We start from the raw sequence: 23,729 nt of genomic DNA, 5'->3' as shown, positions 1-23,729 counted from the left end.
CCGAGGGCGTCCCGGATGACGCGCCCGCGAATCTGATCGAACTCAGAGGTTACAGGCGAACGAACAGTCTCCCGCACTCCGGCCGATACCCCTCCGGGAACCTTCGCGGTGGAGTGTGCCGATCGACACCACGATGTCGCCCGGCAGACGTACGGTGCTCAGGGACACCGCCGCACCGGGTCTGCCGCCCCGGTCAGGGTCGTCGGCCATCAGGTCCACGATATCGGCGACGCCGCGGCCGGTGAGCTTCACGACGCACTCCGCCCGGGTCCATCGCTCCCAGAACCCGTCGGTGCCGAACCGCTTCGCGAGGGCTGCCGGGACCGTACGCTCCACCTCGGCGTCTACCGCCACCGGGACGTCGTAGGAGCCCGCCCAGGCGACCACCCGCCCGTCGTGGAGGTGGCTGCGGGCGTGATAGCCGGCGAGCTCGGCATCGCTGCCGACGCGGAGCCGGGACATCAGATCGAGCCGCCTCCGTCGATGACGATCGCCTGACCGTTGATGTTGGTCTGCTCGAGCAGCAGCATCCGTACGGTCGGCACGACGTCCTCGGGTGTGGTCATCGCACCCGACGGCGTACGCCGTGCGATCGACTCGAGCTGGTTCGCACCGAGCACCGCGGACATCTCGGAGGCGAAGAACCCGGGAGCGACCGAGTTGACCAGCACCCGGCCACCGAGCTCACGGGCCAGCGAGCGGGTCGCCGCGTCGAGGCCTCCCTTGGTGGCCGAGTAGGCCACCAGGCCCTGGTAGCCGCGCTGGCCACAGATCGAGGTCACGTTGACGACCCGGCCCTTCAGGCCCTTGCCGATCAGGCGCCGCAGCACGAACCGGGTCAGCACCAGGGGCGCGGTCAGGTTGGTCTCGATGATCTGCGCGATCCGGTCCGACGAGGTGTGCACGTGCAGCGAGTCCTGCCCGATCGCGGCGTTGTTGACCAGGCCGTCGATGACGCCGAGCCTGGCCTCGACCTCCTTGACGAACGTCTGGGCCGCCTTCTCGTCGGTCACATCGACGGAGCCGACGTGGGTGTCCTCGGGGTACTTCGAGGCCAGCGCCTCGAGCTCGGGGGTCACCGTGCGTGCGAAGGCCGCGACCTTCACCCCGCGCTCGAGCAGGTCGGTGACGATGGCGAGACCGAGGCCGCGCGAAGCGCCGGAGACCAGCACCACGGAGGAGGGCGGGATGGGTTCGAAGTCAGACATCGCTCTTCAGGGTCTCCTTGGCCGGGATCTCGGCAAGCATCTTGATGCGTCGCGGCACGGCGTACTCGGGCAGCCGCTCGGCGGCCCAACGGGTCAGGTCGTCGGCGGTCACGCCCGAGTCCTGGTCGGCGACCACGTCGGCGACGACCATCGTGCCGACCAGAGGTGCCTTCCGGCCGCGTACGGCCGCCCAGGCGATCGCGGGGTGGGACTGCAGCAGGTCGCGGACGGCACCGGCCGACACCTTGGAGCCGCCCACGTTGAGCTCGTCGCGGTCCAGGCGACCGGTGACCAGGACCCGGCCGTCCTCGATGCGGACGGCATCACCGGTGCGTACGGCGCCGGCCAGCTCCGCGCCCGAGGCGTCGGTGCCGTGGTGCGGCGAGGTGATCACCAGCTCGCCGTCGACCACAGACAGCCGCGGGCGACCGGGGACGTCGCGGTCGAGCCACTCCACCGGAAACCCGGCCCGGCCGTCGTGGACGACGATCGAGGCGCCGACCTCGGAGGAGGCGTAGATCCAGGAGACGCGCGCGTCCGGGAAGGCCTCGCCGAGCTGCGTCAGCACCGCCTGGTCGACCGGTTCACCACCGAGCGTGACCTGCTCGAGCGGCAGCTTCTGCAGCTCGGCACCGTGGCGCATCAACGTACGCCGCCAGAACGTCGGGGTCCCGGAGACGGCGGTGACGCCGTGCTCGAGCGCCGGCGCCACCCAGTCGTCCAGGTCGGCGGGGTCGACGAGCACCAGGTCCTGACCGGGCACGCCCAGGCCGAGGGTGACCACCTGCCACCACGCGTAGGTGCCGGGCGAGTAGGGGCACAGCCAGGTGCGCGGAGCCAGCTCGCCGGTCACCGTCGAGAGCGACTCCAGGGTGTGACCGACCCGCTTGGGCCGGCCGGTCGACCCGGACGTGAGCAACCAGACCCGGCCGTCCTCGGCGGCACGGGGATCGGTCGCGGCCTGCACGCCGTCGCCGGCGACGAGGTCGAAACCGGCCCCGCGCAGCTCCGCGGCGAGGGCCTCGTCGAGCCGTCCGGCGGCGACGACGAGCAGCTCGCCGCCGTCCTTCAGACCGGCGACCGCCGGCAGCGCATCGACGCTGTGCTCCACCACGCGGGCCGTCGGCACCGACCGTGGCGCGGCCTGCTGCTGGGCGAGCTCCCCCCAGGTCGCTCGCTTCCCCGTCCGGGCATCGACGACGAGGTTGTCGGCGATCACTGCCCCTGGATCTCCACGAGCAGGTCCAGCACGTCACCGATCGTCTCGATCGAGCGAAGTCCGGCCGCCTCGAAGTTGAGCTCGTCGCCGATCTCGTCCTCGACCCGGAGCGCGAGCTCGGAGAAGTCGAGGGAGCGGAAGCCGATGTCGGCCAGCTTCGCGGTGTCGTCAGCGGGCAGGGTCTTTCCCTGCACGGCCAGCACCTCGCCCATGAGCTTGCGGACCGCCGGTCGGTCAAGAGTCTCCATGGCCTCGGACCATATAACGTGAGGGCGCATCCCATGACGTCCGAGGAGACCGATGTTACGACCGGCGACCGACGCCGACCTGCCGAGCATGCTGGCGTGGCGCAACCAGGAGGCGAACCGGTCGGTGAGCATCAACCAGCATCTGATCACCGCCGATGAGCACGCCGCCTGGTGGTCCCGGGTCGCCCAGGATCCGGCCCGGCGGGTGCTGATGTTCGAGTACGCCGACCGCCCCCTCGGCGTGGTGACCTTCTTCGACCACGATCCCGTCGCCCGGTCGGCCTCCTGGGGGTTCTACCTCGACCATGACGGCACCACCGCCGACGGCACCGCGCTGCTGGCGTGGACCAAGGTGATGCGCGAGGCCGTGGCGTACGCCTTCGCTCCCGAGCCCGACGGGCTCGACATCGACCTCCTCGAGGGCGAGGTGCTCCCCCACAACGAATCCGTACGCGCCATGAACCGCCGGCTCGGATTCACCGAGGGCGAGCCCTACGAGCAGACCACTGACGACGGCGTGGTGACCGCCATCCCGGTCAGCCTGCACCGCGACGACCGACCGACCCGACGTTCCGGCAAGGAGCAGTGATGACCGACCACGAGATCACCGTCGGGGACCGCACGATCGGTCCCTGCCACGAGCCGTTCGTGATCGCGGAGATGTCCGGCAACCACGGTGGTGACCTGGAGCGGGCGCTCGACATCGTGCGCGCCGCGGGCGAGGCCGGCGCGCACGCGCTCAAGATCCAGACCTACACCGCCGACACCATCACCCTGGACGTCGACACCCCCGCCTTCCGGCTCTCGGCCGACCACCCGCTGTGGCCCAACCGCCGACTTCACGAGCTCTACGAGGAGGCGCACACGCCGTGGGAGTGGCACGAGCCGATCTTCTCGCTGGCCGGCGAGCTCGGGATGGTGCCGTTCAGCGCCGCGTTCGACCCGACTGCGGTCGACTTCCTGGTCGGGCTCGGCGTCCCGATGCTGAAGTCGGCCTCCTCCGAGATCACCGACCTGCCGCTGGTCCGCGCGATCGCCGAGACCGGGCTGCCGATGATCATCTCCGCCGGCACCGCGACGCTCGCCGAGATCGATGCGGCGGTGCGTACGGCACGAGCGACCGGCAACGACGACCTCGTCGTGCTGGCGTGCACCGCGTCCTACCCGGCTCCTCCGGAGGCCTCCAACCTCCGCGGGATCCCGGTGCTTCGTGACGGGCTCGACGTCGCCGTCGGCCTCTCCGACCACACGCTCGGCATCGGCGCCTCGGTCGCCGCCGTCGCCCTCGGCGCCTGCGTGATCGAGAAGCACATCACGCTCTCGCGCGCGGACGGCGCCGTCGACTCCGACTTCTCCCTCGAGCCGCACGAGTTCGCCTCGCTCGTCAGCGAGACCAAGATCGCCTGGCAGGCGCTCGGCGAGGCCCGGATCGGCCCGAAGTCGGCCGAGCGTGAGGGCCTGCGATTCCGCCGCTCGCTCTTCATCACCCGCGACGTGCGTGCCGGGGAGAAGGTCGGACCGGACAACGTACGCTCCGTCCGCCCCGCCGACGGGCTGCCGCCGGGTGACGTCGACATCGTCTTCGGCCGCACCTTCACCCAGGACGCCCCGGCCGGCACACCGCTCAGCTGGGACCTCGTCTAGATCTGATCGCGGTCGAGGGCGAGGAACGCGTCGGCGACGCGCTCCGCCCCTCGGCCGTCGACCATGGCCCAGCAGGCGGAGCGCAGCCTCTCCCGCAGACGTACGTCGCCCAGCAGGTCACGCATCCGGGCCACGGCGTCGGCGGAGTCGCCGTCGAGCTCGGCCAGGGTGGCGATCCCGACGGCCAGCCGGTCCTGGTCCATCCGGGCGTACGCGTCCTTCTGGTTGTCGGCGACGCAGACGAACCCGACCGCCGCACCGAGGCAGAAGAGCTCCCAGGCCGAGGTGCCGGCGGCGCTGAGCACCACGTCAGCGTCGGCGACGAGCTCGGCCAGGGTGTCGGTCGGCCCGATCACGTGGACGGCCTGGCCCGGCGCGAGCTCGATGCCGGCGATCTCGGCGGCCAGCTCCGGGGTGGCGGCGATGGCGGTCAGCTCCACGGCGATCCCTGCTCGCGCGACCAGGCGCACGACGCGTGGCGCCACCCCGAAGGCGTCGGTTCCGCCGAAGAAGGCCAGCACTCGCAGCGGCGCGTGCTCGTCGGCGGCGGCCTTGGGCGCGCTCGGACGTTGCCGGACGATCTCACGCCGCTGCTGGGCGTAGCCGAGCCCGCCGAGATGCCTGGATCCCTCGGGGAGTGCCCAGGTGGCGGCCTCCGCGCCGAGGTTCTGGTCCAGGTAGAGGTCGGCGACCCGTCCGCGCGGATCACCGTCGGTGAGCGCGAGCAGCGGCCAGCGATCCCGGATGTCGGTGTAGACCGCGGCCGGGAGGAGATAGGAGTCCACGACCACCGACGACGGCTCGAGGCGGGTGAGAACGTCGCGGACGTCGCCCGGTTCCGGCGACGCGATCTCGATCCCCCGGCGCCGCACCTGCTCCGCTGCCCACGGCACCCGGTCCAGCTCCGCGACCATCACGACACGTACGCCTCGGGCGACGAGCTCCTCCCCGAGAGCCAGGCAGCGCATGACGTGCCCGATCCCGACATCGGGACCGGCATCGCACACCATGGCCACGCACAGACCTTCGGCCTCGACCGATCCCACGGACATGTATGCGCAACCTCTCGGATTCGTCCGTTTCGGCGGACGGCACGGCATGTGTCACCTTTTGCGCGCCGTGTCGTTGGCGCACCAGTGAGGCCCAGAGTAGAGAGCATCCCTGTGACCGTGCCCAATTCGGACGTTCAAGAGTCCGACGCCCCGATCAACCATCCTCTCGATGGCGCCAGCATCCTGGTCACCGGCGGGACCGGCTCGTTCGGGAAGGCGTTCATCCGCCACCTCCTGGACACCTTCAACCCGCGCCGCGTGATCGTCTTCTCGCGCGATGAGCTGAAGCAGTACGAGTGCCGCCAGCTGTTCGGCAACGACCCGAGGCTCCGCTGGTTCATCGGGGACATCCGCGACCGCGACCGCCTGCACCGGGCGCTCCACGGCGTCGACTACGTCGTCCACGCCGCTGCGCTCAAGCAGGTCGACACCGGTGAGTACAACCCCTTCGAGTTCATCAAGACCAACGTCCTGGGTTCGCAGAACGTCGTCGAGGCCTCGATCGACGCCGGTGTCAAGAAGGTCGTCGCCCTCTCGACGGACAAAGCCTCGTCGCCGATCAACCTCTACGGCGCGACCAAGCTGACGGCCGACAAGATCTTCATCCTCGGCAACAACTACGCCTCCTCCTACGAGACCCGGTTCTCCGTGGTGCGCTACGGCAACGTGACCGGCTCGCGCGGTTCGATCATCCCGAAGTGGAAGGCGATGGCCGAGCGAGGCGAGGCGCTCGGAATCACCGACATGCGGTGCACCCGGTTCCTGATCACGCTGCCGCAGGCGGTGCAGATGGTGCTCGACACCTTCGAGATCATGCAGGGCGGCGAGCTGCTCGTCCCCCACATCCCCTCCCACAAGGTCGTCGACCTGGCGGAGGCGGTCGCGCCGGGAGCGAAGCTCGTCGACATCGGGCTCCGCCCCGGCGAGAAGCTCCACGAGGAGATGATCAGCCCGGAGGAGGGCCGCCGCGCGGTGAGCATCCGCGACGGGAAGTACTACGTGATCGAGCCCGAGAACCCGCAGTGGGGCTACAAGCCGATCATGGACGCCGTACCGGTCCCCGACGGCTTCCACTGCGCCTCGGACAAGAACGACATCTGGTACGACGCCGAGGACCTCCGCAAGGTTCTGGAGTCGGGGATCTGAGCATGCTGCCCTACGGCCGCCAGTCGGTCTCCGAGGAGGACATCGAGGCAGTCACGGCGATCCTGCGTGGCGACTGGCTCACCACCGGGCCGACCGTCGCCGCATTCGAGCAGGCGCTCTCCGATCTGGTCGGTGGGCACCGGGCGGTCTCGTGCACCTCCGGCACCGCTGCCCTCCACATCGCCTACGCCGCTGCCGGGGTGGGTGCCGGTGACGAGGTCGTCACCACGCCGATGACGTTCGTCGCGACCGCGTCGGGGGCCTCGCTGCTCGGCGCGAAGGTCGTCTTCGCCGACGTCGAGGAGGACACCGCCCTCCTCGACCCGGCCGCCGTCGACGCCGTCGTCACCGACCGCACCAAGGTGATCGCCGCCGTCGACTACGCGGGCCACCCGGCCGACTACGCCGCGCTGCAGCCGATCGCCGACCGGGTCGGCGCGCTGACCCTCGGGGATGCCGCCCATTCGATCGGTGGTTCATCCGGCGGGCGCCCGGTCGGAGACCTCGCCGACCTGACCACGCTCTCGTTCTTCCCGACCAAGAACCTCACCACCGCCGAGGGTGGCGCCGTCGTCGCCAAGGACGCCGCCATCGCGCAGCGGGCCCACGAGTTCCACTTCGTGGGGCTGATGCGTGACGCCGACCGGTTTCGGATCAAGGACGAGGGGCCGTGGCACCAGGAGGTACACGAGTTCGGGCTCAACTACCGGCTCACCGACCTGCAGTGCGCCTTCGGGCTCTCCCAGCTCACGAGGCTGGCCGGGTTCAAGCAGCGCCGCGCGGAGATCACCGCTCGCTACAACGCCGCGCTCGCCGGCATCGACGGGCTGCGCCTGCCGGTCCAGCGCGAGGGCGTCGATCCGGCCTGGCACCTCTATCCGGTGCGCATCCTCGAGGACCGTCGGCGCGAGGTGTTCGAGAAGATGCGGGCGGCCGGCATCGGCGTACAGGTCAACTACATCCCGGTCTACTGGCACCCGGTCTATGCGGATCTGGGCTACCAGCGCGGGATGTGCCCGAACGCGGAGGCGTTCTACGCCGAGGAGCTCTCCCTGCCGCTGTACCCCGACCTGACCGACGACCAGGTCGACCAGGTCGTCGAGACGCTGATCGGAACCCTGTGAAGGCCGCGGTCATCACCCAGGCACGCATGACCAGCACCCGTCTCCCGGGCAAGGTGCTTCGGGAGGCGGCGGGCATCACCATGCTCGAGCACCACCTCACCCGGCTCACCGCGGCCGGGCTCCCGGTGATCGTCGCGACGACCACCAACGTCGACGACGACCCGGTCGCCGTCCTGGCCGACAAGCTCGGCGCCGGCGTCGTCCGCGGGAGCGAGCCCGACGTGCTGTCGCGCTTCGCGCTGGCGGTGCGGGAGTTCGAGCCCGACGTCGTCGTCCGGGTGACCAGCGACTGCCCCCTGATCGACGGCGAGGTCGTACGCCGCGGCATCGACGACTGGGTCGCCGCCGACGATCCCGCGCTCTATGCCAGCAACGCCCTGGAGCGCACCTACCCGCGAGGGCTCGACTTCGAGGTCTTCTCCGCGGCGGCGCTGCTGGAGGCCGACCGGCTCGCGACCGAGACGCCCCACCGCGAGCACGTCACCCCGTGGCTCTACACCGACCACACCCGGCCCAAGCTCAACCTGCCGTGGGAGCGGGACGCCTCGGCGTACCGGATCACTCTCGACACCCCCGAGGACCTGCGGCTCCTGCAGATCCTCATCGAGGACCACGACGCGCATCGCCTCGACACCCGTGGCCTCGTCTCCCTCCTGGAGGCCCATCCCGAGCTGGTCGAGATCAACGCCCAGATCGAGCAGAAGAAGCTCGGCCAATAAGCCCCTGCCGGTAAGATTCGAGCCACGCGGGACGTCGCGCCGCACCCCATTCCAGCAGCGACACTTGGAGCGTTGCATGCAGAAGACTCTGATCGTCCATTCCGGCACTTTCAAGACCGGGAGCACGGCGATCCAGACCTTCCTTGCCCGCGCCAGCCGCGAGGGGAAGCTCCCTCCGGAGATCGCCTATCCCACGATCGGCCGAGGCACGCACAGCGTGCAGCACCAGAACCTCTACTCCCAGCTCCTCGGCGAGGTGCTCTTCACGCCCGCCCTCGGCACCTGGGAGCAGCTCGTCGAGTCGATCGCCTCGGGCACCGCGGAGACCACGGTGATCTCGTGCGAGTCGTTCTCGCTGCTCAAGCCCGAGCACATCAGCGCGATCGGCGAGTACGCGCGCCAGGCGGGCGCGAAGGTCCGTTGGGTCCACTACGTCCGCGATCAGGCCACGTTCTACAACGCCTTCTACGTCGAGCGGCTGATGGTGATGAGGCCGGAGCACGCCGAGCTGGTCGATCTCCCCTTCGAGGAGTTCCGCGAGTGGTCACCGCTCGACATGAGCTTCCTGCGCTACGGAGAGTTCGCGGACACCATCACCACTGCCATCCCGGACGTCGACCTGCGGCTTCGCCCCTTCATCCGCAAGGAGCTGCGCCACGGGAACGCGGTCGCGGACTTCCTCAGCACGTGCGAGCTCCCGATCCAGGGCGAGGGGGCGGGGTCGAGCAACGTCGGATCCGGCTGGCGGACCGTCGAGACCGCGCGGCACCTGGCTCCGATCGTGGCAGCCGCACCGATGCGTGGCCGGCTCCGAGGCGCCGACTCCTGGAAGGCCACTCGCCTGAAGTGGATCCAGATCCTTCGTGGCGAGTTCGTCACCAAGGCCACCCAGCTCGGCTGGAATGACACCAGCGCGGTCTACATGACCTCCGAGTTCCGGCAGGAGCTGCTCGAGGACTACCGCGACGACAACCTCCTCATCGGCAAGCTCGGCGGCTTCTCGTTCACCGACATGATCGAGAACAGCACCTTCCCCGACTACAACATCGGCGACTACGCCGAGATCCCGGGCGACGAGGTGATGGCGGTCGTGAAGCTGGTCATGCAGGGCCTGCACACGATCCCGGAGGAGATCCAGCAGGAGGTCGAGGACGCCCGCGCCCGTCGACGGGAAGCGGAGGCCTCGCAGCGGGGCCGGCTCCGTCGCCTCCTGCGCCGCTGACCGAGGCGTGATGGGTCAGCGCAGGTCGAACACGGAGTACAGCCCGCGCTTGAAGCGCGGCTGACCGAGCTCGCGGCGGATGCCGGGGAGGTCAGCGCGATAGCGGCGGTCGACGACAAGCCAGTCGACGCCGAACTCGTCACGCAACGTGCTGATCGTCTCCGGTGACGGACGCGTGATGGCCGCGTCGTTGGCCTCGAGCAGCTCGGGGTCCCAGAACGGCAGGTAGGCCGAGTTGTTGAGGTCCGTGGACGGCAGCCCGACCACCAGCGGGTCGATGTAGGCCCACCCTTCCACCAGCACCCGACGTTCGGCGTACGCCGCGATCCAGAAGTTCCTGCGGTCGCAGTCGGGCACGGGCAGCCCGATGCAGTGGGCGTTGGTCGCGATCAGCTCGTCCGGCTGCGAGTGAGCCCGGACGAACCGTGCGGCGGCGATTCCGCCCGGGCCGATGATGTCCGTGGGAGCACCTCGGGGAATCGAGGGGCCGGCCCCCGCGAGAGCGACGGTCTGCGGAGCGCCGGCGACCACGACGCCCAGCATCAACGCCGCGACGGCCGGGAGCGCCGCGATCGCCGAGCGCCTGGCGTAGAGGAGCACGATGGCGACGGCGACGGCGAGCACCAGCAGCCCGACGACGAGCTGGGTCAGCAAGGTCGAGGTGAAGACCGAGCCGTTCGCCGGCATGTCATCGCCCACCAACAGTCTCGCCGCCACGAGCGCGAGCCAGCCGAGCGCGGCGCAGCCGACGATCCGGACGCCATCGCGCCGCGACAGGCGGCCGGGGTTGATATCCGACAGCGCGACAGCCGTCGCGACGGCGAAGAACCCGCTGGCTCCCAGGAGGAAGTAGGCCTGGCTCAGCGCTGGATGGCTCAGGACCATGAACGCGCCGGCAGCAGCGGCCCAGGGGCCGACCAGGAACACGAACTCGGGCCGTCGCCAGCCGCCACGCACCAGGCCGACGATCAGCGGCACCGTGACGAGGACGAAGCCGACGGTGAAGCAGATCCAGATCGACACCGGCGCGGACCCGGGGAGGGCCTCCCCCTCCGGCAGCATCAGGATGCCCAGTCGCTGGACGGTGCTTCCGTTGAGATCGATCGTCGTCGCCCGGGTGCCGCCGCCGTAGAACACCTGCTGCGCGACCAGGAAGACGACGACGGCCGAGCCGAGCAGAGCGCCCAGGGTGAGAACCGTCTGCTTGCGGCGCAGCACGGCCGAGATCACGAGTGCCAGGAGCAGGCCCGCGATGATCGTCGGCAGGGCAGACGACTTCGCCCCGGCCACAGCGATCATGACGACGATCATCAGCGGCCACACCGGCCATCGCCGCTGCTCGCCCCGGATCACCTCGACGACCAGCACCATCAGGACCATCTGGAGCGGCATCACGAAGGCGTGCGTCGGGCTGTTGAACATGCGGACGACGGAGTCGAAGGCCAGCTGCGCGGGACTGACCAGGCTCGTCCAGCCGAAGAAGTCGGGGGTCGCTCCCGTGATGAGGACGAGCGCAGCGACGAAGCCGGGCCATGCCCGACCGGTGAGACGGGTGGCCGCTGCGTACGCTCCGGCGACCGCGAGCACAACCAGCAGCACCGTCGACAGGCTGCGCAGGAGCACGACGAGCTCGAGGTGGGTGACCGTCGCCGCCGAGGCGAGGTGGACGTAGACCAGCCAGTGGTAGAAGAGCGGGGTGCCGTCCACCCACGGCATCTGGGCCGGAAAGTGGTGCAGCAGGTCGCCGGCGATCGCAAGGTGGAAGGGCTCGTCGACGTAGGGCGATCGCAACGCATCGATCGGCCGGTGAGACCAGACCCGCTTCGCGACCAGCAGGAGCTGTACGCACACCACCGCCGCGCCGGCCCACGACCACAGGCTCGCCCGACCGATCACCACGGGCGCGATCCGCCGGCGCCGCCAGACGACGACCGCCACACCCACGAGCACCGCGACGGGGTAGGCGTAGATCAGCTGGGTGAGATCGAACAGCCGCAGCAGTAGATAGAGCGGCAGCTCGAGGACGAGCCCGAGGATGGTGCCGAGCACCAGGTCGTTGCCGATCGTCGGTCCCGGCTTCGCGACCGCACGCCACACCACGGTCCCCGGGAAGGTGAGGAACGCCAGGACGTACCCGGTGAAGAGCAGCGCGTCACCGAGTCCGACCCCGGCGACACGCACCGCGAGAACGAGCGTCACGCCCACGACCAGCGCGCCCGGGAGGAGCCCCGACCAGGAACCACCGGAGATCAAGAACATGCGGTCCGAGGAAGGCTTCGCGGCAGGCGCGACGCCCACGGTTGCCTGGTCTGCAGTCACCCGGGAGATCATGCCAACAAAACGCCTACACCGAGTACACCGAAGCCCCTCCGAATGCGCTATTTTCCTAGCAATGTCCCCCACCCACACCGTCTCCGTCGTCATCCCGGTCTACCGCGGTGCCGAGACGCTTCCGGACGTGGTGAGCGAGGTCGTCGACCTCGCCGAACCGTTCGCCACCCCGAACGGGCACCAGGGACGTGTCACCGAGATCCTCCTGGTCCACGACCATGGCCCGGACACCTCTGACCTCGCCATGCGACAGCTCGCCGAGAAGTACGACATCGTTCGCCCGATCTGGCTGAGCCGTAACTTCGGCCAGCACGCCGCGACCCTCGCCGGCCTGGCCTCGTCGGGATCCGACTGGATCGTCACGATGGACGAGGACGGCCAGCACGACCCGGCCTACATCGGGCCGATGCTCGACACGGCCCTCAGGGAGCGCGCTGCCCTCGTCTACGCCCGCCCCACCAACGCCGCGCCCCACGGTCCGCTGCGCAACCTGACCTCGCGCGGCTCGAAGGTGGTCATCGACCGTCTCATGCCCGGTGGCAGCGCCCGGCAGTTCAACAGCTTCCGGCTGATCCTGGGCGAGTACGGCCGGAGCGTGTCCGCCTACGCCGCCAACGGCGTCTACCTCGACGTCGCGCTGAGCTGGGTGATCTCGGACGTGGCCACGTGCCCGGTGGAGCTGCGCGAGGAGGGTGAGCGGCCCTCCGGCTACAACTACCGCTCCTTGATGTCGCACTTCTGGCGGATGGTGCTCACCGGCGGCACCCGTCTGCTGCGGGCGGTCAGCATCTGCGGAGCCCTGCTCGCCGCCTCCGGCGTCGTACTCGCGGTCGTGCTGGTCGTCGCCCGTCTCGCCGGCGGGGTCCCCGTGCAGGGCTGGACCTCGTTGATGGCCGCCGTGCTGGTCTGCTCCGGCGCCATCATGCTCACCCTCGGAGTGATCGCCGAATACCTCGGCGTCTCCGTCAACATGGCGATGGGCAAGCCGCTCTACGTCATCGTCAGCGACCCCGCGAACGGCCCGCTTCGCGAGTCGCCCCAGCCGGGTCATCCCGAGTGACCGGCGCTCAGCGCCCGCCCCGACCGCCCACGCTCGTCGTCGGCAGCGGCGGTCTGCTCGGCCGCCACGTACGCAGCGCGCTCGAGCGCTCCGGTGCGTCCGTGCAGACGACGAGCGTGCCCTGGCACGACCCGGTCGCCGCCCGCGCCGTCCTGAGGTCCGAGCTCGCCGCCTTCGTCGACTCCTCGCCGGACGGCCGCGTCAACATCGCCTGGTGCGCCGGCGCCGGCGTGGTGTCCACCCCGGCAGACGAGCTCGAGACCGAGGTGTCGCTCTTCCGCGACGTACTGGATGACCTACGTGCAGCCCTGCGCCCCACCACCCGGCTCGCGTTCTTCTTCGCGTCCTCCGTCGGTGGCGTCTACGCCGGTTCGGCCGATCCCCCGTTCACCGAGCTCTCCGAGCCTCGTCCGCTGGTGGCGTACGGCAGGGCCAAGCTGGCCATGGAGGAAACCCTGACCGCGTTCTGCGCCGAGACCGGATCGGTGGCGCTTCTCGGCCGGATCACCAACCTCTACGGACCCGGCCAGAAGCTCTCCAAGCCCCAGGGCCTCGTCTCTCAGCTGTGTCTGGCCCAGCTGCGCGGCACGCCGCTGCCGGTCTGGGTCTCCTTCGACACCATCCGGGACTATCTCTACGTCGGCGACTGCGCCGAGATGGTCGTCGACGCCCTCGACGGGCTTCACGAGCACGTCCGCGGTGCCGGATCGAACGCCGTCGTCAAGATCCTGGCCACCGGCACCGGAGCGACCCTCTCGGCCGTCATCGGAGAGACCAACCGGGTCTTCCGGCGGCGGTCGAGACTGCGCATCCCGGGTGCCGGCACACCCGGCCAGGCACGCGACCTGCGGGTCCGCAGCGTCGTCTGGCCGGAGCTCGACAAACGGACCCAAACGCCTTTCTCCGTTGGCGTGCGTCGCATCGCCGATGAGATCGCACTGGCCTACGCTGCTGGTACCTCCGCACTTCCGACGCACGTGAGCGAGATCTCGATCCGATGACCGAAACGGGCATGCTGCTGGGCACCACGACGGGAGGCTCTCCCTCGATCGCCCAGAGCGACTACTGGTGGTACCGAGCGCGCACCCAGATCCTCGAGACCGTCATGAAGCCGTACGTCGGGACCCCCCGCCGCCTCCTCGACGTCGGCAGCGCCGACGGGCCCAGCGTCACCTGGCTCGAGGGCACCGCCGAGCATCACGTCTCGCTGGACGTCGACCCGCGTGGCCTCGCCGACGGCGGCGTGTGCGGCTCCGCGATCCGGCTCCCGTTCGCCGACGGCTCCTTCGACGTGGTCGCTGCCTTCGACGTCATCGAGCACTGCGACCCCGAAGCCACCGCCCTCGCCGAGATCGAGCGCGTCCTCGCCCCCGGTGGCCGCTTCCTCATGTCGGTCCCGGCGTACAACTGGGCCTGGACCCGCCACGACGACCACAACCACCACTACCGGCGCTACACCCTGCGACGGGCGGTGGCCGCGGTCCGGGCAGCCGGGCTCTCGCCCGTGCGAGCGACGTACGGCTTCACCGGTACGTTTCCGATGTTCGCCGCTCAACGCTTGGTCACCCGGGTCAAGGAGCGCGGCCCGGCCAGCGCCCAGCAGCTCCCCGACGGCGGCGTCGCACCGCTCCCCGAGGTCTCGCCCGCGATCGAGAAGGTCCTGCTCGGCGCCACCCGCATCGACCAGCGGCTGCTGCCCAGACTCGATCTGCCGTTCGGGTCCTCGGTGCTGGTCGCCGCGGTCAAGGTCGAAGGAGACTGAAGACGTGGACACGAGCAATCACTGGTACGGACACGCCCACATCCTCTCGGAGTACTGCGGACTCCCGTTCGAGCAGCCGCGCCCGATCTGGGGCGTGCTCCAGCACGGTTGGAACCTCCTTCACGGGTTCGGCCCGGGCCACGAGCCGCCGTACGGCTTCCCCAAGTTCGTCTGGTCCCACGCGAACCTGCGCCGCGGCCAGGCCGTCGGCTGGCGCGACTATGCCGTGATCGGTGCTCCGTGGAACTACCTGCTCGACCTCAAGAAGGACGTCGAGCCCATACCCCCGGCCGACGAGCGCGAGGGAACGATCTTCTACCCGTTCCACACCTGGGACCACGGTGAGGTCAGCGGCGATCACGACCGGTTGATCGCGGAGATCCGTGACACCGAGGAGGGTCCGGTGACCGTCTGCCTCTACTGGATCGAGTACGACATGCCGGAGATCCGTCGCCGCTACGAGGACGCCGGCTTCCGGGTCATCTGTCACGGCAAGCGCGGCACGCTGCGTCAGGGCACCGACATCCGCTTCCTCCACAAGCAGTACGCGGAGCAGATCCGCCACCGTCGGGTCGCCTCGAACCGCCTGACCACGGCGATCTTCTACGGCGCCTCGGTCGGCGCCGAGGTCGCTGTCTACGGCGACCCGATGACCTTCGCCGACGTCAGGGACGCCAGCGTGAGAGACGGAAACGAGCAGGCCAAACGGTTGTTCCCCGAGTTCCACGGGGTGGAGACCGACGCAGAGGAAGTACGCGCCACGACCGTGCGCGAGCTCGGGCTGGATGCCATGGCGTCGCCCGCTGAGCTGCGCGCGCTCTTCGGATGGGAGATCACAGGATGAACGACATCGACACGGCTTCGACGGTCGCCGCCTACCGCGTCGTCTCGGGAGACATGTACGACTGGTCCGACACGGTCGGCGCCCGGGCGCTCCCGCGCGGACCGGTCCTGACCCGGTTCGCCGTTGCGACGGCGACCGGTGCCTCCCACCTGCTCGTCGTCGGCCCGCACGACCTCGACCTGCTCGACGCGGTCGTCGACGTCGCCGCGACCACGACCGTCGTCCTCCGCACCCACACCGACGCGGAGCTCGTCTCCGAGCGGTACGCCCACAGGGCTGTCGACGTCGTCTGCGGCGACCTGCGTGCCTGGACCCCCGATCAGCCGGCCGACGCCGTGCTCGCGCTGGACGGGTTCGGACGGGTCGCATCGATCGACGCCGACCCGGCGGACTGGCACGCGATCGCCGAGCACCTCGCCGGCCTCGCGACAGGCGATTCTCGGCTGGCGCTGGTCGTTCCCAACCCGGGATCCCCGCTGGCACAGCTCAGGGCCGTCAACCCGGAGGCATCCAACGAGAACGCCGACTGGTCCTTCCCCGTCCATGATCGTGCGAACCCGCGAAGCCTCGCGGACGCGAGCACGCGGTTCCGCGGTCGCGGTCACACGCTGTGGCCCGACGTCGCCGCGCCGACCCTGGCCGCGGCTCCCGAAGCCTGTTCGGTGGCGCTCGCGGTCGCTCACGGCCGCCCCTCCGAGACTCCCACGCTGCGCGAGGTCCAGCCGGCGCTGGGCCAGGCGCTGGACACGGTGGGACCCGCGGGAGCCGCCGGCGGTTGGCTGGTCACCCGCGGCCTCGCCCCGATCTCGTCGGTCGTCGGTGTCGATCGGACCGGTGACGAGACCTCCTGGACCGCTGCCGAGCGGTCCTGGCTGATCGAGGCCATGCACGACTCGGCACGCCGCGACGCTTCGGGCCTTCGCCACCACGTACGCCGGCTGCGCGACGCGGTCGCCGACGCGCCCGAGCGCTGGTGCGGTCTTCAGGTCGACGAGATCGGCCTCGACGCCGGCCACGTCGTCCCGGTCCACGAGTCGACGGTGAAGCTCGGCGAGTCCGCCGACGAGATCCTCTTGGGGTTGCTGGACGAGCTCGCGGCGTACCTCTGCGCGACGGGGTGGCGCCACCCCTGGCCCGCCGGCCGCGGCAGGGAGGAGCTCACCATCCTGCTCGCGGCGACCATCGATGTCGCGGTCACTCCGGCGGACGTCCACCAGGTACGCCGACGGCGAGAGTCCGCGCTCTCCGCGACCGGCATGACACCCGTGGTCGCGGGACGGCAGGCGCCGCAGGAGGCCGATCCGAGCGAGCTCCGAAAGCTGGCGGACGAGAACGAGGCGCTGCGCGGCCAGGTGACCTGGTTCAAGCAGCAGATGCGTCAGCGTCAGACGATGACCCACGAGGTACGCACAGCGGCCCGGCGCGACGTTGCGGCACTGAACGACCGCATCAAGGAGCTGGAGGACCAGCTGAGCGCTCGCCAGGCCCCGACCGTCAACCGAGTCGCCAAGCGCGCATCATCCGTCCCCGGACGGGCGCGTTCCGGCTTCGGACGCATGCCCGGGGCCCGGCGCGCGGCCCGCCTGCTCAGAAGGGTTCTCCGCGCGATCCGACGCGTGGCCAGGCGCTAGCGGCTTCAGCCGGTCACGCGTCGGCGGGCGGGACCGGCGCGAGCCGCAGGTGGATCTCGTCGGACCAGCCGAACTCGAGCTTCGCCGCCTCGGCAGCGGTCGGCTGAGGCACCCGTTCAGAGAGCTCACGGGCCACGACGATCGGCTTGTGCTCGCGGCCGTCCAGCAACGACCACTGCGACGTCTCACCGGCCCCGTGCTCGACCACGGTGCGGCGCAGCGCGCCCACAGGCACGGTGATCAGGAAGACCCCGTCACGGTCGGTCACGTCCAGGGCGACATCGAGGGGCTTCTCCGGGGTCGGCCAGGTCCGAAGCACCGCTCCCGTGGACTCCAGCCGGGGACCGTCGGGACCACGCAGGATCAGGTCCTGACCCTGCCACCATGCGTCGTGAACGACGGGACGGTCGGGCGTCGCGGTGATGACGAAGGAACCGTTCGGGTCGCGGGTGGCGTTCACCGCGCGCCCCTTCATCAGCGACCGAGACCCGAGGAAGTCCGGGTGCACCGGCAGCGGAGACGTACGTCCCTTCCGGGACAGCTTCACCCGGGTCGGCACGATCTCCTCCATGGGCATGTCCAGTCCGGACTTCTCCAGGACAGCCTCGACCGGCACCGTCAGCCGCCACGGGGTGATGCCTCGCTCGCCCCGCTCGCCGATGGTCAGCGTATGGGTCACCACCGAACCGCTGCGGTCGGTGAGGGTCAGCTCCGCATGCTCGGGAGCAGCGCCCCGGAACGCACCCCGGATCTCGATCTCGTCGCCGAGGTCGGTGGTGTGATCCACCCAGGCGTCCGGAAGATCCCGAACGGTGACCCCGAAGCCGCCCGGGAGGCGACCCGGGCGGCACCAGCGGTTGCCGATGCGGCGCCAGCCCTGCCACCTCTCACGTCCGTCTCCCGACGTCGTCACCTGGATCACGTCGCGCACGTCGCGGTTGCCGATGCCGATCATGAGGCGCCACTGGCGATCGCCCGCCAGCTGCGACGGGTCGAGGCTCAGCTCGAGCGTGGACCTGTCCACCTGGCCGAACGGGATCGCCCGCGGCCGAGCGACGTGGTCCACCGGCACCCGGCGGCCGGCGGGGCTCTCCAGCCACACCTTGAAGCGGGTGCGTGGCGCGAGCGCGAGGGTGTTGATGCCGATGTTGACCCGGACCGCGACCCTGGATCCGTCCCACCAGGCCTCGGTCGCCACCGCCTTGGCCTTCATGTACGCCGGTGCCAGGCGGAACACCGAGTCGGGGACGCCGACCGCGGCGTCCTCGAAGGACGGGAGCTTGGCGTACCAGCCATCCCTTCGGCGGGCCAGCGGCGCCTGGGTCCCGTATTCGGCCCGATAACGGGTCAGCGTCGTGAGCGCATCACGCTGCCGGCGCTTCAGCAGATCGAACACGAGTCGCTCGAACGGTCCCTGACGGTTGAGGATCGCGTCGTCGACGCGCGCCAGGTAGCGCTCCGCCAGGTCGAAGATGCGCCCGGACTCGTCGGCCGGATGGTCCTCGATCGACCGGGCGAGCACCTGGACGTCCGTCGCCGCGAGGTGGGACTTGACCAGGTCGGACAGGTAGGGAGCCTGCTCCTCGACCATGTCGAAGAGCATCTCGGCCGAACGTACGCGGTCGCTGAGGTTGTCGAGATTCCAGTGGCTCTGCGTGATCGAGGCCTCGCCACCGTCGCGGTGCCGCCAGTAGTAGATCGGCTCGGCGAGAATGTCGACCTGGCGGGCGCGGATGTGCGCGGCAAGGGCGACCGGGTAGTCCTCGTAGAGCATGTCCGGGTAGCCGAGGCCGGCGGAGTCCCAGAAGTCGCGCCGGTAGACCTTGTTCCAGATGTAGCGGTCGATGCCCAGGATGTGGGTCCGGCTGCAGTGCGTGGCGATGCGGGTGGTGACGAACGGGCGCCGGTGGGACCACGACTGCCAGACCGACACCGAGTCGAACCGGCGGGCGTTTCCGGCCACGAAGTCGGACCCCGAGCGCGCCAACGTGTCCGTCATGAGCTGGTACGCGTACTCCGGGACGTAGTCGTCGGCGTCGACGAACGCGAGCAGGTCACCCCTGCTCGCCTCGATCCCGATGTTTCGGGCCACCCCGACACCGACCTTCTCCGAGGGGACCACCCGGAATCGCGCGTCGCTGGACGCGAACCGGTCGGCGACCGTTGCGGACCCGTCGGTGGACGCGTCGTCGACCATGACCACCTCGAAATCCGAGAAGGTCTGGGCGCGAAGCGACTCCAGGCACGTCTGCAGGAAGGGCTCCACGTTGTGAAACGGGATGACGATGCTCAGAGCGGGATGCGGCACATTCTCACCTTAAGTGGCTCCGTCCTCGAGCCTTCGCAACCGCTCCTCGAAACGCGTGGCTGCGGTGATCCGAGCGCGCACCTGCTCCTGCTGACGCTGGATCTCGGCCCAGATCGAGGAGGCGTCGACGTGGCCGTCCGACGGCGCTCCGGCCGCCAGGTTGCCGCGCTCGACCGTGTCACGCAGGGTCTCCAGACGCGCCTCGAGTGCCGCGACCTGCGGGCTGACCCGAGCGAGCTCGCGCTCGAGGTCACCGATACGGACGCGCTGCCGGTCCGTGATCGCGCGCAGCTCCTCGATGGTGGCTCGAGCCTCGTCCAGGTCGGTCGCGGAGCCGGCCAACCTGTTGACCTTGCCGCGCAGTCGGTTCATCGCCATAGGGAAATGCGCTCCTCCTCGAGCCAGCCGGTCATGACGCGTGCCTCCGCCTCGATCCGATGCTCCGGCGCGACGGGCGAGGAGCCGCCGGCCTGATAGGTCCACTCCGTCTGCCCTGGGTTGTCGACGAACGAGAACCCGGACAGCAGGATGTCGGACTCCGGGAACAGGTTGATCGCCAGCCACGCGGCGGTGAAGCCCGTGGTCGGCGCCAGCTTCTCGGTCCGCCAGGGGATGTCGAGGTCGTTCCCGGTCCCGGTGAGCAGCTCCCCGTTCGGGATGGGCACGAAGCCCAGATCGGGCGGCCACGACATCGGCCACACCTCGAGGCGGCCGTGGAAGCGCATCGGCTCGGCGAGGAGGTAGAGGCGCTCGCGGTAGCGGTCGAAGGTGAACCGGGTCGGGCGGGTGATCCGGTTCCAGATCACCACGTCGGCCCGCGATCCCTGGGCGCGGGGCTCCCCCGGGACGTCCAGCACGAAGCTGTTGACCCGGATCACCAGATCCGAGTCGTCGATGGCCTGCGCCCGGTCGTCGCTGGGCCCCAGCGGCGCATTCCCGAGCACGGCGACCGACCTCACCGGCGCCCTTCTGGCGTACGTGGTCATCAGGTCGCGTAGGTAGGCGAAGCCTTCAGTGATCGTGACTGCCCGTTCGGCGATCAACGTCACCGGCTCCCCCTTTCCAACGACCCTCGTCGCAGCGTCGTCACAGATCCCAGGGACGCGGCAGGCGCGTTACCCGTTCGGAAAAATCATAACGAGCGAGAGCCCCGACAGTTACCCACCCGAGTATCGATTTGAGCGTGACGGCGCGTTTTCACGCGTGGCGACACAAAGTGCCATGACGCTGTTGGCGCCTCGTCACCATCCATACATCTGTGCGTCGTGCGCTGGTCAGGCGGACTGAGCCCCGGTCCAGCTCGTGCGCTCGGCCTCGAGCTCGGCACGTACGGCATCCAGCTCGGACTCCAGCTCGGCGACCCGGATGGCCGCCTCGGCGGCGTCCGCTTCGACGGCCTGGAGCATCGCCTCGAGCTGCTCGCCGCGCATCTCGGCCTGGGCGGCCCGGCGGGCCTCCTCGCCACGGCGACGGACGGCCTCGGCGGCCCGCTGGTGAGCGGCGGCCAGAGCGGCCTCGAGCTCCTCGACGGCCTGGACTCGTTCGGCGAGCTTGGCATCCATGTGCTCGCGGAACTCGGCGTTCTCCTCGGCCCTCTTCTCGGACTCGACGCGGTAGGCCTGGGCCTGCTCGGCCCGGTCACGCGCCCAGTCGCGGCGGGTCTGGAGAAGCTCGGAGTGAGTGATCTTGGTTGCGGCAGCGCCACAGGCGAGCCCGAGAACGGCTGCGAGCACGACAACCAGCCAGGACCCGGAGGCCACCGCGGCGGTGATCGTGATGGCGGCCAGCGCCAGCAGGCCTACAGCAACCGTCAGGCGTGTGCTGCGCTGACGCCTGCGTGTGACTGAAGTTGCGGATGGGGAAGGCATGCTTCCACGGTACGGCTAGTTTTCATCGCGTTTGCGGACCCGGCACGCGTGTTCGAGGAGTCGAGCGGCGACGAGGATCGCGGTCCCGGCCACGGCCGCGAGGGCCGAACGGACCAGCCGCTCCCCTGCCGCGGTGTTGGCGTCGTAGCCCAGCCAGCTCACCGCGTAGCCCAGATAGCCGCCGGCGAGGAGCGCGCCGACCAGGGTGCAGGCGCGGGCGAGCACCAGCCGGTTGACCGCCTGATGAGCCTCGATGCGCTCGCCGCGTACCTGCAGCTGGCGGTGGGTGATCCAGGCGGTCACGCCCAGGGCCGCCGCGATCAGCAGCAGCACCAGCGGCTGCGCCCAGGTGATGACCGGGGCCACCCCGCGCCAGGACTCCAGCACGGGGTGAGCCAGCCAGCCACCGACGATCCCGATGACGGCCCACGCCGTGATGGCTCCGCCCGACATCGGGTGGAGCCGGCGCTCGTCGTCGGCGGGATCCTTCTCAGGACCCTGGTCGGGGTCCTCGGGTGCTGTGCTCAGATCCGCTCAGAGCTCGAGGCTGAGGTCGTCGCGGCGGGTGATGCCGGACTGGTCGGACTGCTCCAGCAGCTCGGCGATCGGACCCACGCCGGGAAGATCGGCGCTCGGCTCCAGGTCGAGCCACGGCTTGAGCACGAAGGCGCGCTGGTGCGCACGCGGGTGCGGCAGCGTCAGCGACTCCTCCTCGAGGATCTTGTCGCCGACCGAGATGACGTCGATGTCGAGCGTGCGCGGCTCGTTGAAGATGCCGCTGCGCGAGCGGCCGTACGCATCCTCGATGGTGAGCGCACGCTCGAGCAGGCGCGTCGGGGTGAGCGTGGTGTCGGCGAGGACGATGGCGTTGAGGTAGAGCTCGGCATCCGCGGGCGAGTCGACCGGCTCGGTCTCGTAGACCGGCGAGATGGTGGTCACCCAGACGTCCGGGGTCTCGGCGAGGGTGTTCAACGCGTCCTGCAAGTTTGCCAACCGGTCCCCGAGATTGGAGCCCAGAGACAGCACCGCCCGCCGGATCGGCCGCATCTCCCCGGTGAGCGTGTCGGCGTCGATGATGTACGGGTTGGGTACCTCTGTCACGTGCTCTGCCTCCGGGTGATCGTCAGGGTGACGTCTTTGAACGTCGCTTCGATAGGCGCCCCCGGTTTGTGAACCGTAACACGTACCCAAAGTGCGCGGATGTCTGCAAGGCAAATGTCCGCGATCCGCTGGGCAAGCGTTTCGATGAGGTCCACCGGGTCGCGCTCAACATTGGTTTTGACCGCCATCGCGAGACTTCCGTAATCCACGGTGTCATGCAAGTCGTCCGTTTCCGCCGCCTTGCGGGAGTCGGTGCCGATGACTAGGTCGATGATGAACTTCTGCCCCTCGCGGCGCTCGAAGTCGAAGACTCCGTGATGGCCGTAGCACTCCAGACCGAGGATCTGGATTTCGTCCGCGGGTTCCACAATGTTCATCGAATGCTCTCCAACTTCGCTGCCGCCGCGAGGGTGTCCCTGGCGGCACGTACGTCATGAACACGCGTGGCCCAGACACCACGTTGCGCGAGGAAGACGGTGATCGCGTCGTGAGCGTTCTCACGCTCGGTCACCGGACGCAAGGTGCCGTCGGGGGCGGCCAGCAGGCGGCCGAGGAAGGTCTTGCGGCTGGCCCCGATGAGCACCGGGAAGCCGAGCTTGTGGAACTCCTCCACGCCCGCCAGCAGTCGCCAGTTGTCGTCGGCCGTCTTGGAGAAGCCGAGCCCGGGGTCGATCACGATGTTGTCGTCCTGGATCCCCGCTGCCCGCGCCGCCTCGATCCGCTGCTCCAGCTCCGCCTTGACCGTGGCGACCACGCCGTCGGCGTAGACGAGGTGGTCCTGGTGCTGCATCTCCGCGCCGTGCGCGCGCCAGTGCATCACGACGTACGTCGCACCGTGGTCGGCCGCGACCTGGAGGATCCCCGGGTCGGCCAGACCGCCCGAGACGTCGTTGATGATCTTCGCCCCGGCCTTCACGGCCGCCTCGGCGACCTCAGGACGCATCGTGTCGACCGAGAGGGTCGCGCCCTCCTCGGCCAGCGTCTCGATGACCGGCACCACGCGGGCCAGCTCGTCGGCCACCAAGGGCCTGGTCGCCCCCGGACGGGTCGACTCGCCACCGATGTCGAGCAGGTCGGCCCCATGCTCCAGGAGCGCGTGACCGTGGGCCACCGCGTCATCGGTCGCCAAGAACCGTCCGCCGTCGCTGAACGAGTCGGGCGTGACGTTGACGATTCCCATGACCTGCACGTCACGACCCTATCCGGCGACGCCGGAAGGGCAGACTTGACCAGGCGGGCCCG

At 69.8% G+C, this 23,729-nt stretch carries 25 protein-coding genes; 11 read left to right on the top strand and 14 right to left on the bottom strand.

Going from position 1 to position 23,729, the window contains the following annotated elements; genetic code table 11:
* Positions 1-42 precede the first annotated feature (42 nt).
* From ACIO3S_RS21885 to ACIO3S_RS21870, 4 genes are read right to left on the bottom strand one after another with little or no spacing between them, the layout of a single operon-like run.
* Positions 43-462 carry a hypothetical protein gene (locus tag ACIO3S_RS21885; RefSeq protein WP_400467831.1) on the bottom strand — a complete coding sequence of 140 codons (420 nt, stop codon included), beginning with the start codon at positions 460-462 and terminating at the stop codon, positions 43-45.
* Positions 462-1,208: an SDR family NAD(P)-dependent oxidoreductase gene (locus tag ACIO3S_RS21880; protein WP_400467830.1), complete on the bottom strand. Its 747-nt coding sequence runs from the start codon at positions 1,206-1,208 to the stop codon at positions 462-464. The genes ACIO3S_RS21885 and ACIO3S_RS21880 overlap by 1 nt, the downstream gene beginning before the upstream one ends.
* Entirely contained in the window at positions 1,201-2,427 is a 1,227-nt protein-coding gene (locus ACIO3S_RS21875; RefSeq protein WP_400467829.1) for an AMP-binding protein, read from the bottom strand. Before ACIO3S_RS21875 ends, ACIO3S_RS21880 begins: the two co-directional genes overlap by 8 nt.
* Positions 2,424-2,675, bottom strand: coding sequence for a phosphopantetheine-binding protein (locus ACIO3S_RS21870; RefSeq protein WP_008354901.1), 252 nt, complete (start codon positions 2,673-2,675; stop codon positions 2,424-2,426). The genes ACIO3S_RS21875 and ACIO3S_RS21870 overlap by 4 nt, the downstream gene beginning before the upstream one ends.
* A 52-nt stretch (positions 2,676-2,727) precedes the next feature.
* On the opposite strand from ACIO3S_RS21870, the gene ACIO3S_RS21865 reads away from it, so the two are divergent.
* Together ACIO3S_RS21865 and pseI are read left to right on the top strand one after the other, a co-directional pair.
* Positions 2,728-3,264, top strand: coding sequence for a GNAT family N-acetyltransferase (locus ACIO3S_RS21865; protein WP_400467828.1), 537 nt, complete (start codon positions 2,728-2,730; stop codon positions 3,262-3,264).
* Positions 3,264-4,319 carry a pseudaminic acid synthase gene (gene pseI / locus ACIO3S_RS21860; RefSeq protein ID WP_400467827.1) on the top strand — a complete coding sequence of 352 codons (1,056 nt, stop codon included), beginning with the start codon at positions 3,264-3,266 and terminating at the stop codon, positions 4,317-4,319. The genes ACIO3S_RS21865 and pseI overlap by 1 nt, the downstream gene beginning before the upstream one ends.
* Here pseI and ACIO3S_RS21855 read toward each other — a convergent pair.
* Positions 4,316-5,371: a PseG/SpsG family protein gene (locus tag ACIO3S_RS21855; protein WP_400467826.1), complete on the bottom strand. Its 1,056-nt coding sequence runs from the start codon at positions 5,369-5,371 to the stop codon at positions 4,316-4,318. The genes pseI and ACIO3S_RS21855 overlap by 4 nt on opposite strands.
* Positions 5,372-5,482: 111 nt before the next feature.
* Between ACIO3S_RS21855 and pseB the strand changes: the two genes are divergently transcribed.
* From pseB to ACIO3S_RS21835, 4 genes are all read left to right on the top strand, one after another.
* Positions 5,483-6,517 (top strand): UDP-N-acetylglucosamine 4,6-dehydratase (inverting), encoded by a 1,035-nt coding sequence (gene pseB, locus ACIO3S_RS21850; RefSeq protein ID WP_350838819.1) that lies wholly within the window; start codon positions 5,483-5,485, stop codon positions 6,515-6,517.
* A 2-nt stretch (positions 6,518-6,519) separates the two neighbouring features.
* Positions 6,520-7,641, top strand: coding sequence for a DegT/DnrJ/EryC1/StrS family aminotransferase (locus ACIO3S_RS21845; protein WP_400467825.1), 1,122 nt, complete (start codon positions 6,520-6,522; stop codon positions 7,639-7,641).
* Positions 7,638-8,360, top strand: a complete 723-nt coding sequence (locus ACIO3S_RS21840) for a cytidylyltransferase domain-containing protein (RefSeq protein ID WP_400467824.1) — start codon at positions 7,638-7,640, stop codon at positions 8,358-8,360. Before ACIO3S_RS21845 ends, ACIO3S_RS21840 begins: the two co-directional genes overlap by 4 nt.
* A gap of 76 nt (positions 8,361-8,436) precedes the next feature.
* Complete coding sequence (locus ACIO3S_RS21835; protein WP_400467823.1) at positions 8,437-9,582, top strand: hypothetical protein; 1,146 nt, start codon at positions 8,437-8,439, stop codon at positions 9,580-9,582.
* A 15-nt stretch (positions 9,583-9,597) separates the two neighbouring features.
* Here ACIO3S_RS21835 and ACIO3S_RS21830 read toward each other — a convergent pair whose 3' ends face one another.
* Positions 9,598-11,901, bottom strand: coding sequence for a hypothetical protein (locus ACIO3S_RS21830; protein WP_400467822.1), 2,304 nt, complete (start codon positions 11,899-11,901; stop codon positions 9,598-9,600).
* Between the two features lie 73 nt (positions 11,902-11,974).
* Here ACIO3S_RS21830 and ACIO3S_RS21825 point away from each other — a divergent pair, with 73 nt between their 5' ends.
* The 5 genes from ACIO3S_RS21825 to ACIO3S_RS21805 are packed head-to-tail and all read left to right on the top strand — an operon-like array spanning position 11,975 to position 17,210.
* Positions 11,975-12,973 carry a glycosyltransferase gene (locus tag ACIO3S_RS21825; protein ID WP_400467821.1) on the top strand — a complete coding sequence of 333 codons (999 nt, stop codon included), beginning with the start codon at positions 11,975-11,977 and terminating at the stop codon, positions 12,971-12,973.
* Complete coding sequence (locus ACIO3S_RS21820) at positions 12,970-13,974, top strand: NAD-dependent epimerase/dehydratase family protein (protein WP_400467820.1); 1,005 nt, start codon at positions 12,970-12,972, stop codon at positions 13,972-13,974. The genes ACIO3S_RS21825 and ACIO3S_RS21820 overlap by 4 nt, the downstream gene beginning before the upstream one ends.
* Positions 13,971-14,735, top strand: a complete 765-nt coding sequence (locus ACIO3S_RS21815) for a class I SAM-dependent methyltransferase (protein WP_400467819.1) — start codon at positions 13,971-13,973, stop codon at positions 14,733-14,735. Before ACIO3S_RS21820 ends, ACIO3S_RS21815 begins: the two co-directional genes overlap by 4 nt.
* 4 nt (positions 14,736-14,739) lie before the next feature.
* Positions 14,740-15,579 (top strand): hypothetical protein, encoded by an 840-nt coding sequence (locus tag ACIO3S_RS21810; RefSeq protein ID WP_160026386.1) that lies wholly within the window; start codon positions 14,740-14,742, stop codon positions 15,577-15,579.
* A complete protein-coding gene (locus ACIO3S_RS21805; RefSeq protein ID WP_400467818.1) occupies positions 15,576-17,210 on the top strand; it encodes a hypothetical protein in 1,635 nt (544 codons plus the stop codon). The genes ACIO3S_RS21810 and ACIO3S_RS21805 overlap by 4 nt, the downstream gene beginning before the upstream one ends.
* A gap of 13 nt (positions 17,211-17,223) precedes the next feature.
* Here ACIO3S_RS21805 and ACIO3S_RS21800 read toward each other — a convergent pair whose 3' ends face one another.
* The 8 genes from ACIO3S_RS21800 to folP form a co-directional block, all read right to left on the bottom strand.
* Positions 17,224-19,518 carry a glycosyltransferase gene (locus ACIO3S_RS21800; protein ID WP_400467817.1) on the bottom strand — a complete coding sequence of 765 codons (2,295 nt, stop codon included), beginning with the start codon at positions 19,516-19,518 and terminating at the stop codon, positions 17,224-17,226.
* Between the two features lie 9 nt (positions 19,519-19,527).
* Positions 19,528-19,896, bottom strand: coding sequence for a hypothetical protein (locus tag ACIO3S_RS21795; RefSeq protein WP_400467816.1), 369 nt, complete (start codon positions 19,894-19,896; stop codon positions 19,528-19,530).
* Complete coding sequence (locus ACIO3S_RS21790; RefSeq protein WP_400467815.1) at positions 19,887-20,567, bottom strand: hypothetical protein; 681 nt, start codon at positions 20,565-20,567, stop codon at positions 19,887-19,889. The genes ACIO3S_RS21795 and ACIO3S_RS21790 overlap by 10 nt, the downstream gene beginning before the upstream one ends.
* A 225-nt stretch (positions 20,568-20,792) precedes the next feature.
* The gene (locus tag ACIO3S_RS21785; protein ID WP_160026382.1) at positions 20,793-21,386 is read right to left on the bottom strand and encodes a hypothetical protein; all 594 of its coding nucleotides are present in this window, start codon (positions 21,384-21,386) and stop codon (positions 20,793-20,795) included.
* Positions 21,387-21,401: 15 nt separating this feature from the next.
* The gene (locus ACIO3S_RS21780; RefSeq protein WP_400467814.1) at positions 21,402-21,839 is read right to left on the bottom strand and encodes a DUF3180 domain-containing protein; all 438 of its coding nucleotides are present in this window, start codon (positions 21,837-21,839) and stop codon (positions 21,402-21,404) included.
* Positions 21,840-21,920: 81 nt separating this feature from the next.
* The gene (folK, locus tag ACIO3S_RS21775) at positions 21,921-22,487 is read right to left on the bottom strand and encodes a 2-amino-4-hydroxy-6-hydroxymethyldihydropteridine diphosphokinase (RefSeq protein ID WP_160026380.1); all 567 of its coding nucleotides are present in this window, start codon (positions 22,485-22,487) and stop codon (positions 21,921-21,923) included.
* Complete coding sequence (gene folB / locus ACIO3S_RS21770; RefSeq protein WP_400467813.1) at positions 22,484-22,864, bottom strand: dihydroneopterin aldolase; 381 nt, start codon at positions 22,862-22,864, stop codon at positions 22,484-22,486. The genes folK and folB overlap by 4 nt, the downstream gene beginning before the upstream one ends.
* Positions 22,861-23,667, bottom strand: a complete 807-nt coding sequence (gene folP / locus ACIO3S_RS21765) for a dihydropteroate synthase (protein WP_400467982.1) — start codon at positions 23,665-23,667, stop codon at positions 22,861-22,863. The genes folB and folP overlap by 4 nt, the downstream gene beginning before the upstream one ends.
* Between the last annotated feature and the right edge of the window lie 62 nt (positions 23,668-23,729).

Origin of the sequence: Nocardioides sp. NPDC087217 (genome assembly GCF_044744805.1) — a bacterium.
GTDB lineage: Bacteria > Actinomycetota > Actinomycetes > Propionibacteriales > Nocardioidaceae > Nocardioides.
Note: the sequence above shows the minus strand (reverse complement) of the source record. Positions and strands in the feature narration are given on the sequence as shown.

Bases quoted from the DNA above. Each gene is read 5' to 3' on its own strand.
- ACIO3S_RS21885 (WP_400467831.1), bottom strand. From the start codon at position 462: ATGTCCCGGCTCCGCGTCGGCAGCGATGCCGAGCTCGCCGGCTATCAC.
- ACIO3S_RS21880 (WP_400467830.1), bottom strand. From the start codon at position 1,208: ATGTCTGACTTCGAACCCATCCCGCCCTCCTCCGTGGTGCTGGTCTCC.
- ACIO3S_RS21870 (WP_008354901.1), bottom strand. From the start codon at position 2,675: ATGGAGACTCTTGACCGACCGGCGGTCCGCAAGCTCATGGGCGAGGTG.
- ACIO3S_RS21865 (WP_400467828.1), top strand. From the start codon at position 2,728: ATGTTACGACCGGCGACCGACGCCGACCTGCCGAGCATGCTGGCGTGG.
- pseI (WP_400467827.1), top strand. From the start codon at position 3,264: ATGACCGACCACGAGATCACCGTCGGGGACCGCACGATCGGTCCCTGC.
- ACIO3S_RS21855 (WP_400467826.1), bottom strand. From the start codon at position 5,371: ATGTCCGTGGGATCGGTCGAGGCCGAAGGTCTGTGCGTGGCCATGGTG.
- ACIO3S_RS21845 (WP_400467825.1), top strand. From the start codon at position 6,520: ATGCTGCCCTACGGCCGCCAGTCGGTCTCCGAGGAGGACATCGAGGCA.
- ACIO3S_RS21835 (WP_400467823.1), top strand. From the start codon at position 8,437: ATGCAGAAGACTCTGATCGTCCATTCCGGCACTTTCAAGACCGGGAGC.
- ACIO3S_RS21825 (WP_400467821.1), top strand. From the start codon at position 11,975: ATGTCCCCCACCCACACCGTCTCCGTCGTCATCCCGGTCTACCGCGGT.
- ACIO3S_RS21815 (WP_400467819.1), top strand. From the start codon at position 13,971: ATGACCGAAACGGGCATGCTGCTGGGCACCACGACGGGAGGCTCTCCC.
- ACIO3S_RS21805 (WP_400467818.1), top strand. From the start codon at position 15,576: ATGAACGACATCGACACGGCTTCGACGGTCGCCGCCTACCGCGTCGTC.
- ACIO3S_RS21795 (WP_400467816.1), bottom strand. From the start codon at position 19,896: ATGGCGATGAACCGACTGCGCGGCAAGGTCAACAGGTTGGCCGGCTCC.
- ACIO3S_RS21785 (WP_160026382.1), bottom strand. From the start codon at position 21,386: ATGCCTTCCCCATCCGCAACTTCAGTCACACGCAGGCGTCAGCGCAGC.
- ACIO3S_RS21780 (WP_400467814.1), bottom strand. From the start codon at position 21,839: ATGTCGGGCGGAGCCATCACGGCGTGGGCCGTCATCGGGATCGTCGGT.
- folB (WP_400467813.1), bottom strand. From the start codon at position 22,864: ATGAACATTGTGGAACCCGCGGACGAAATCCAGATCCTCGGTCTGGAG.
- folP (WP_400467982.1), bottom strand. From the start codon at position 23,667: ATGGGAATCGTCAACGTCACGCCCGACTCGTTCAGCGACGGCGGACGG.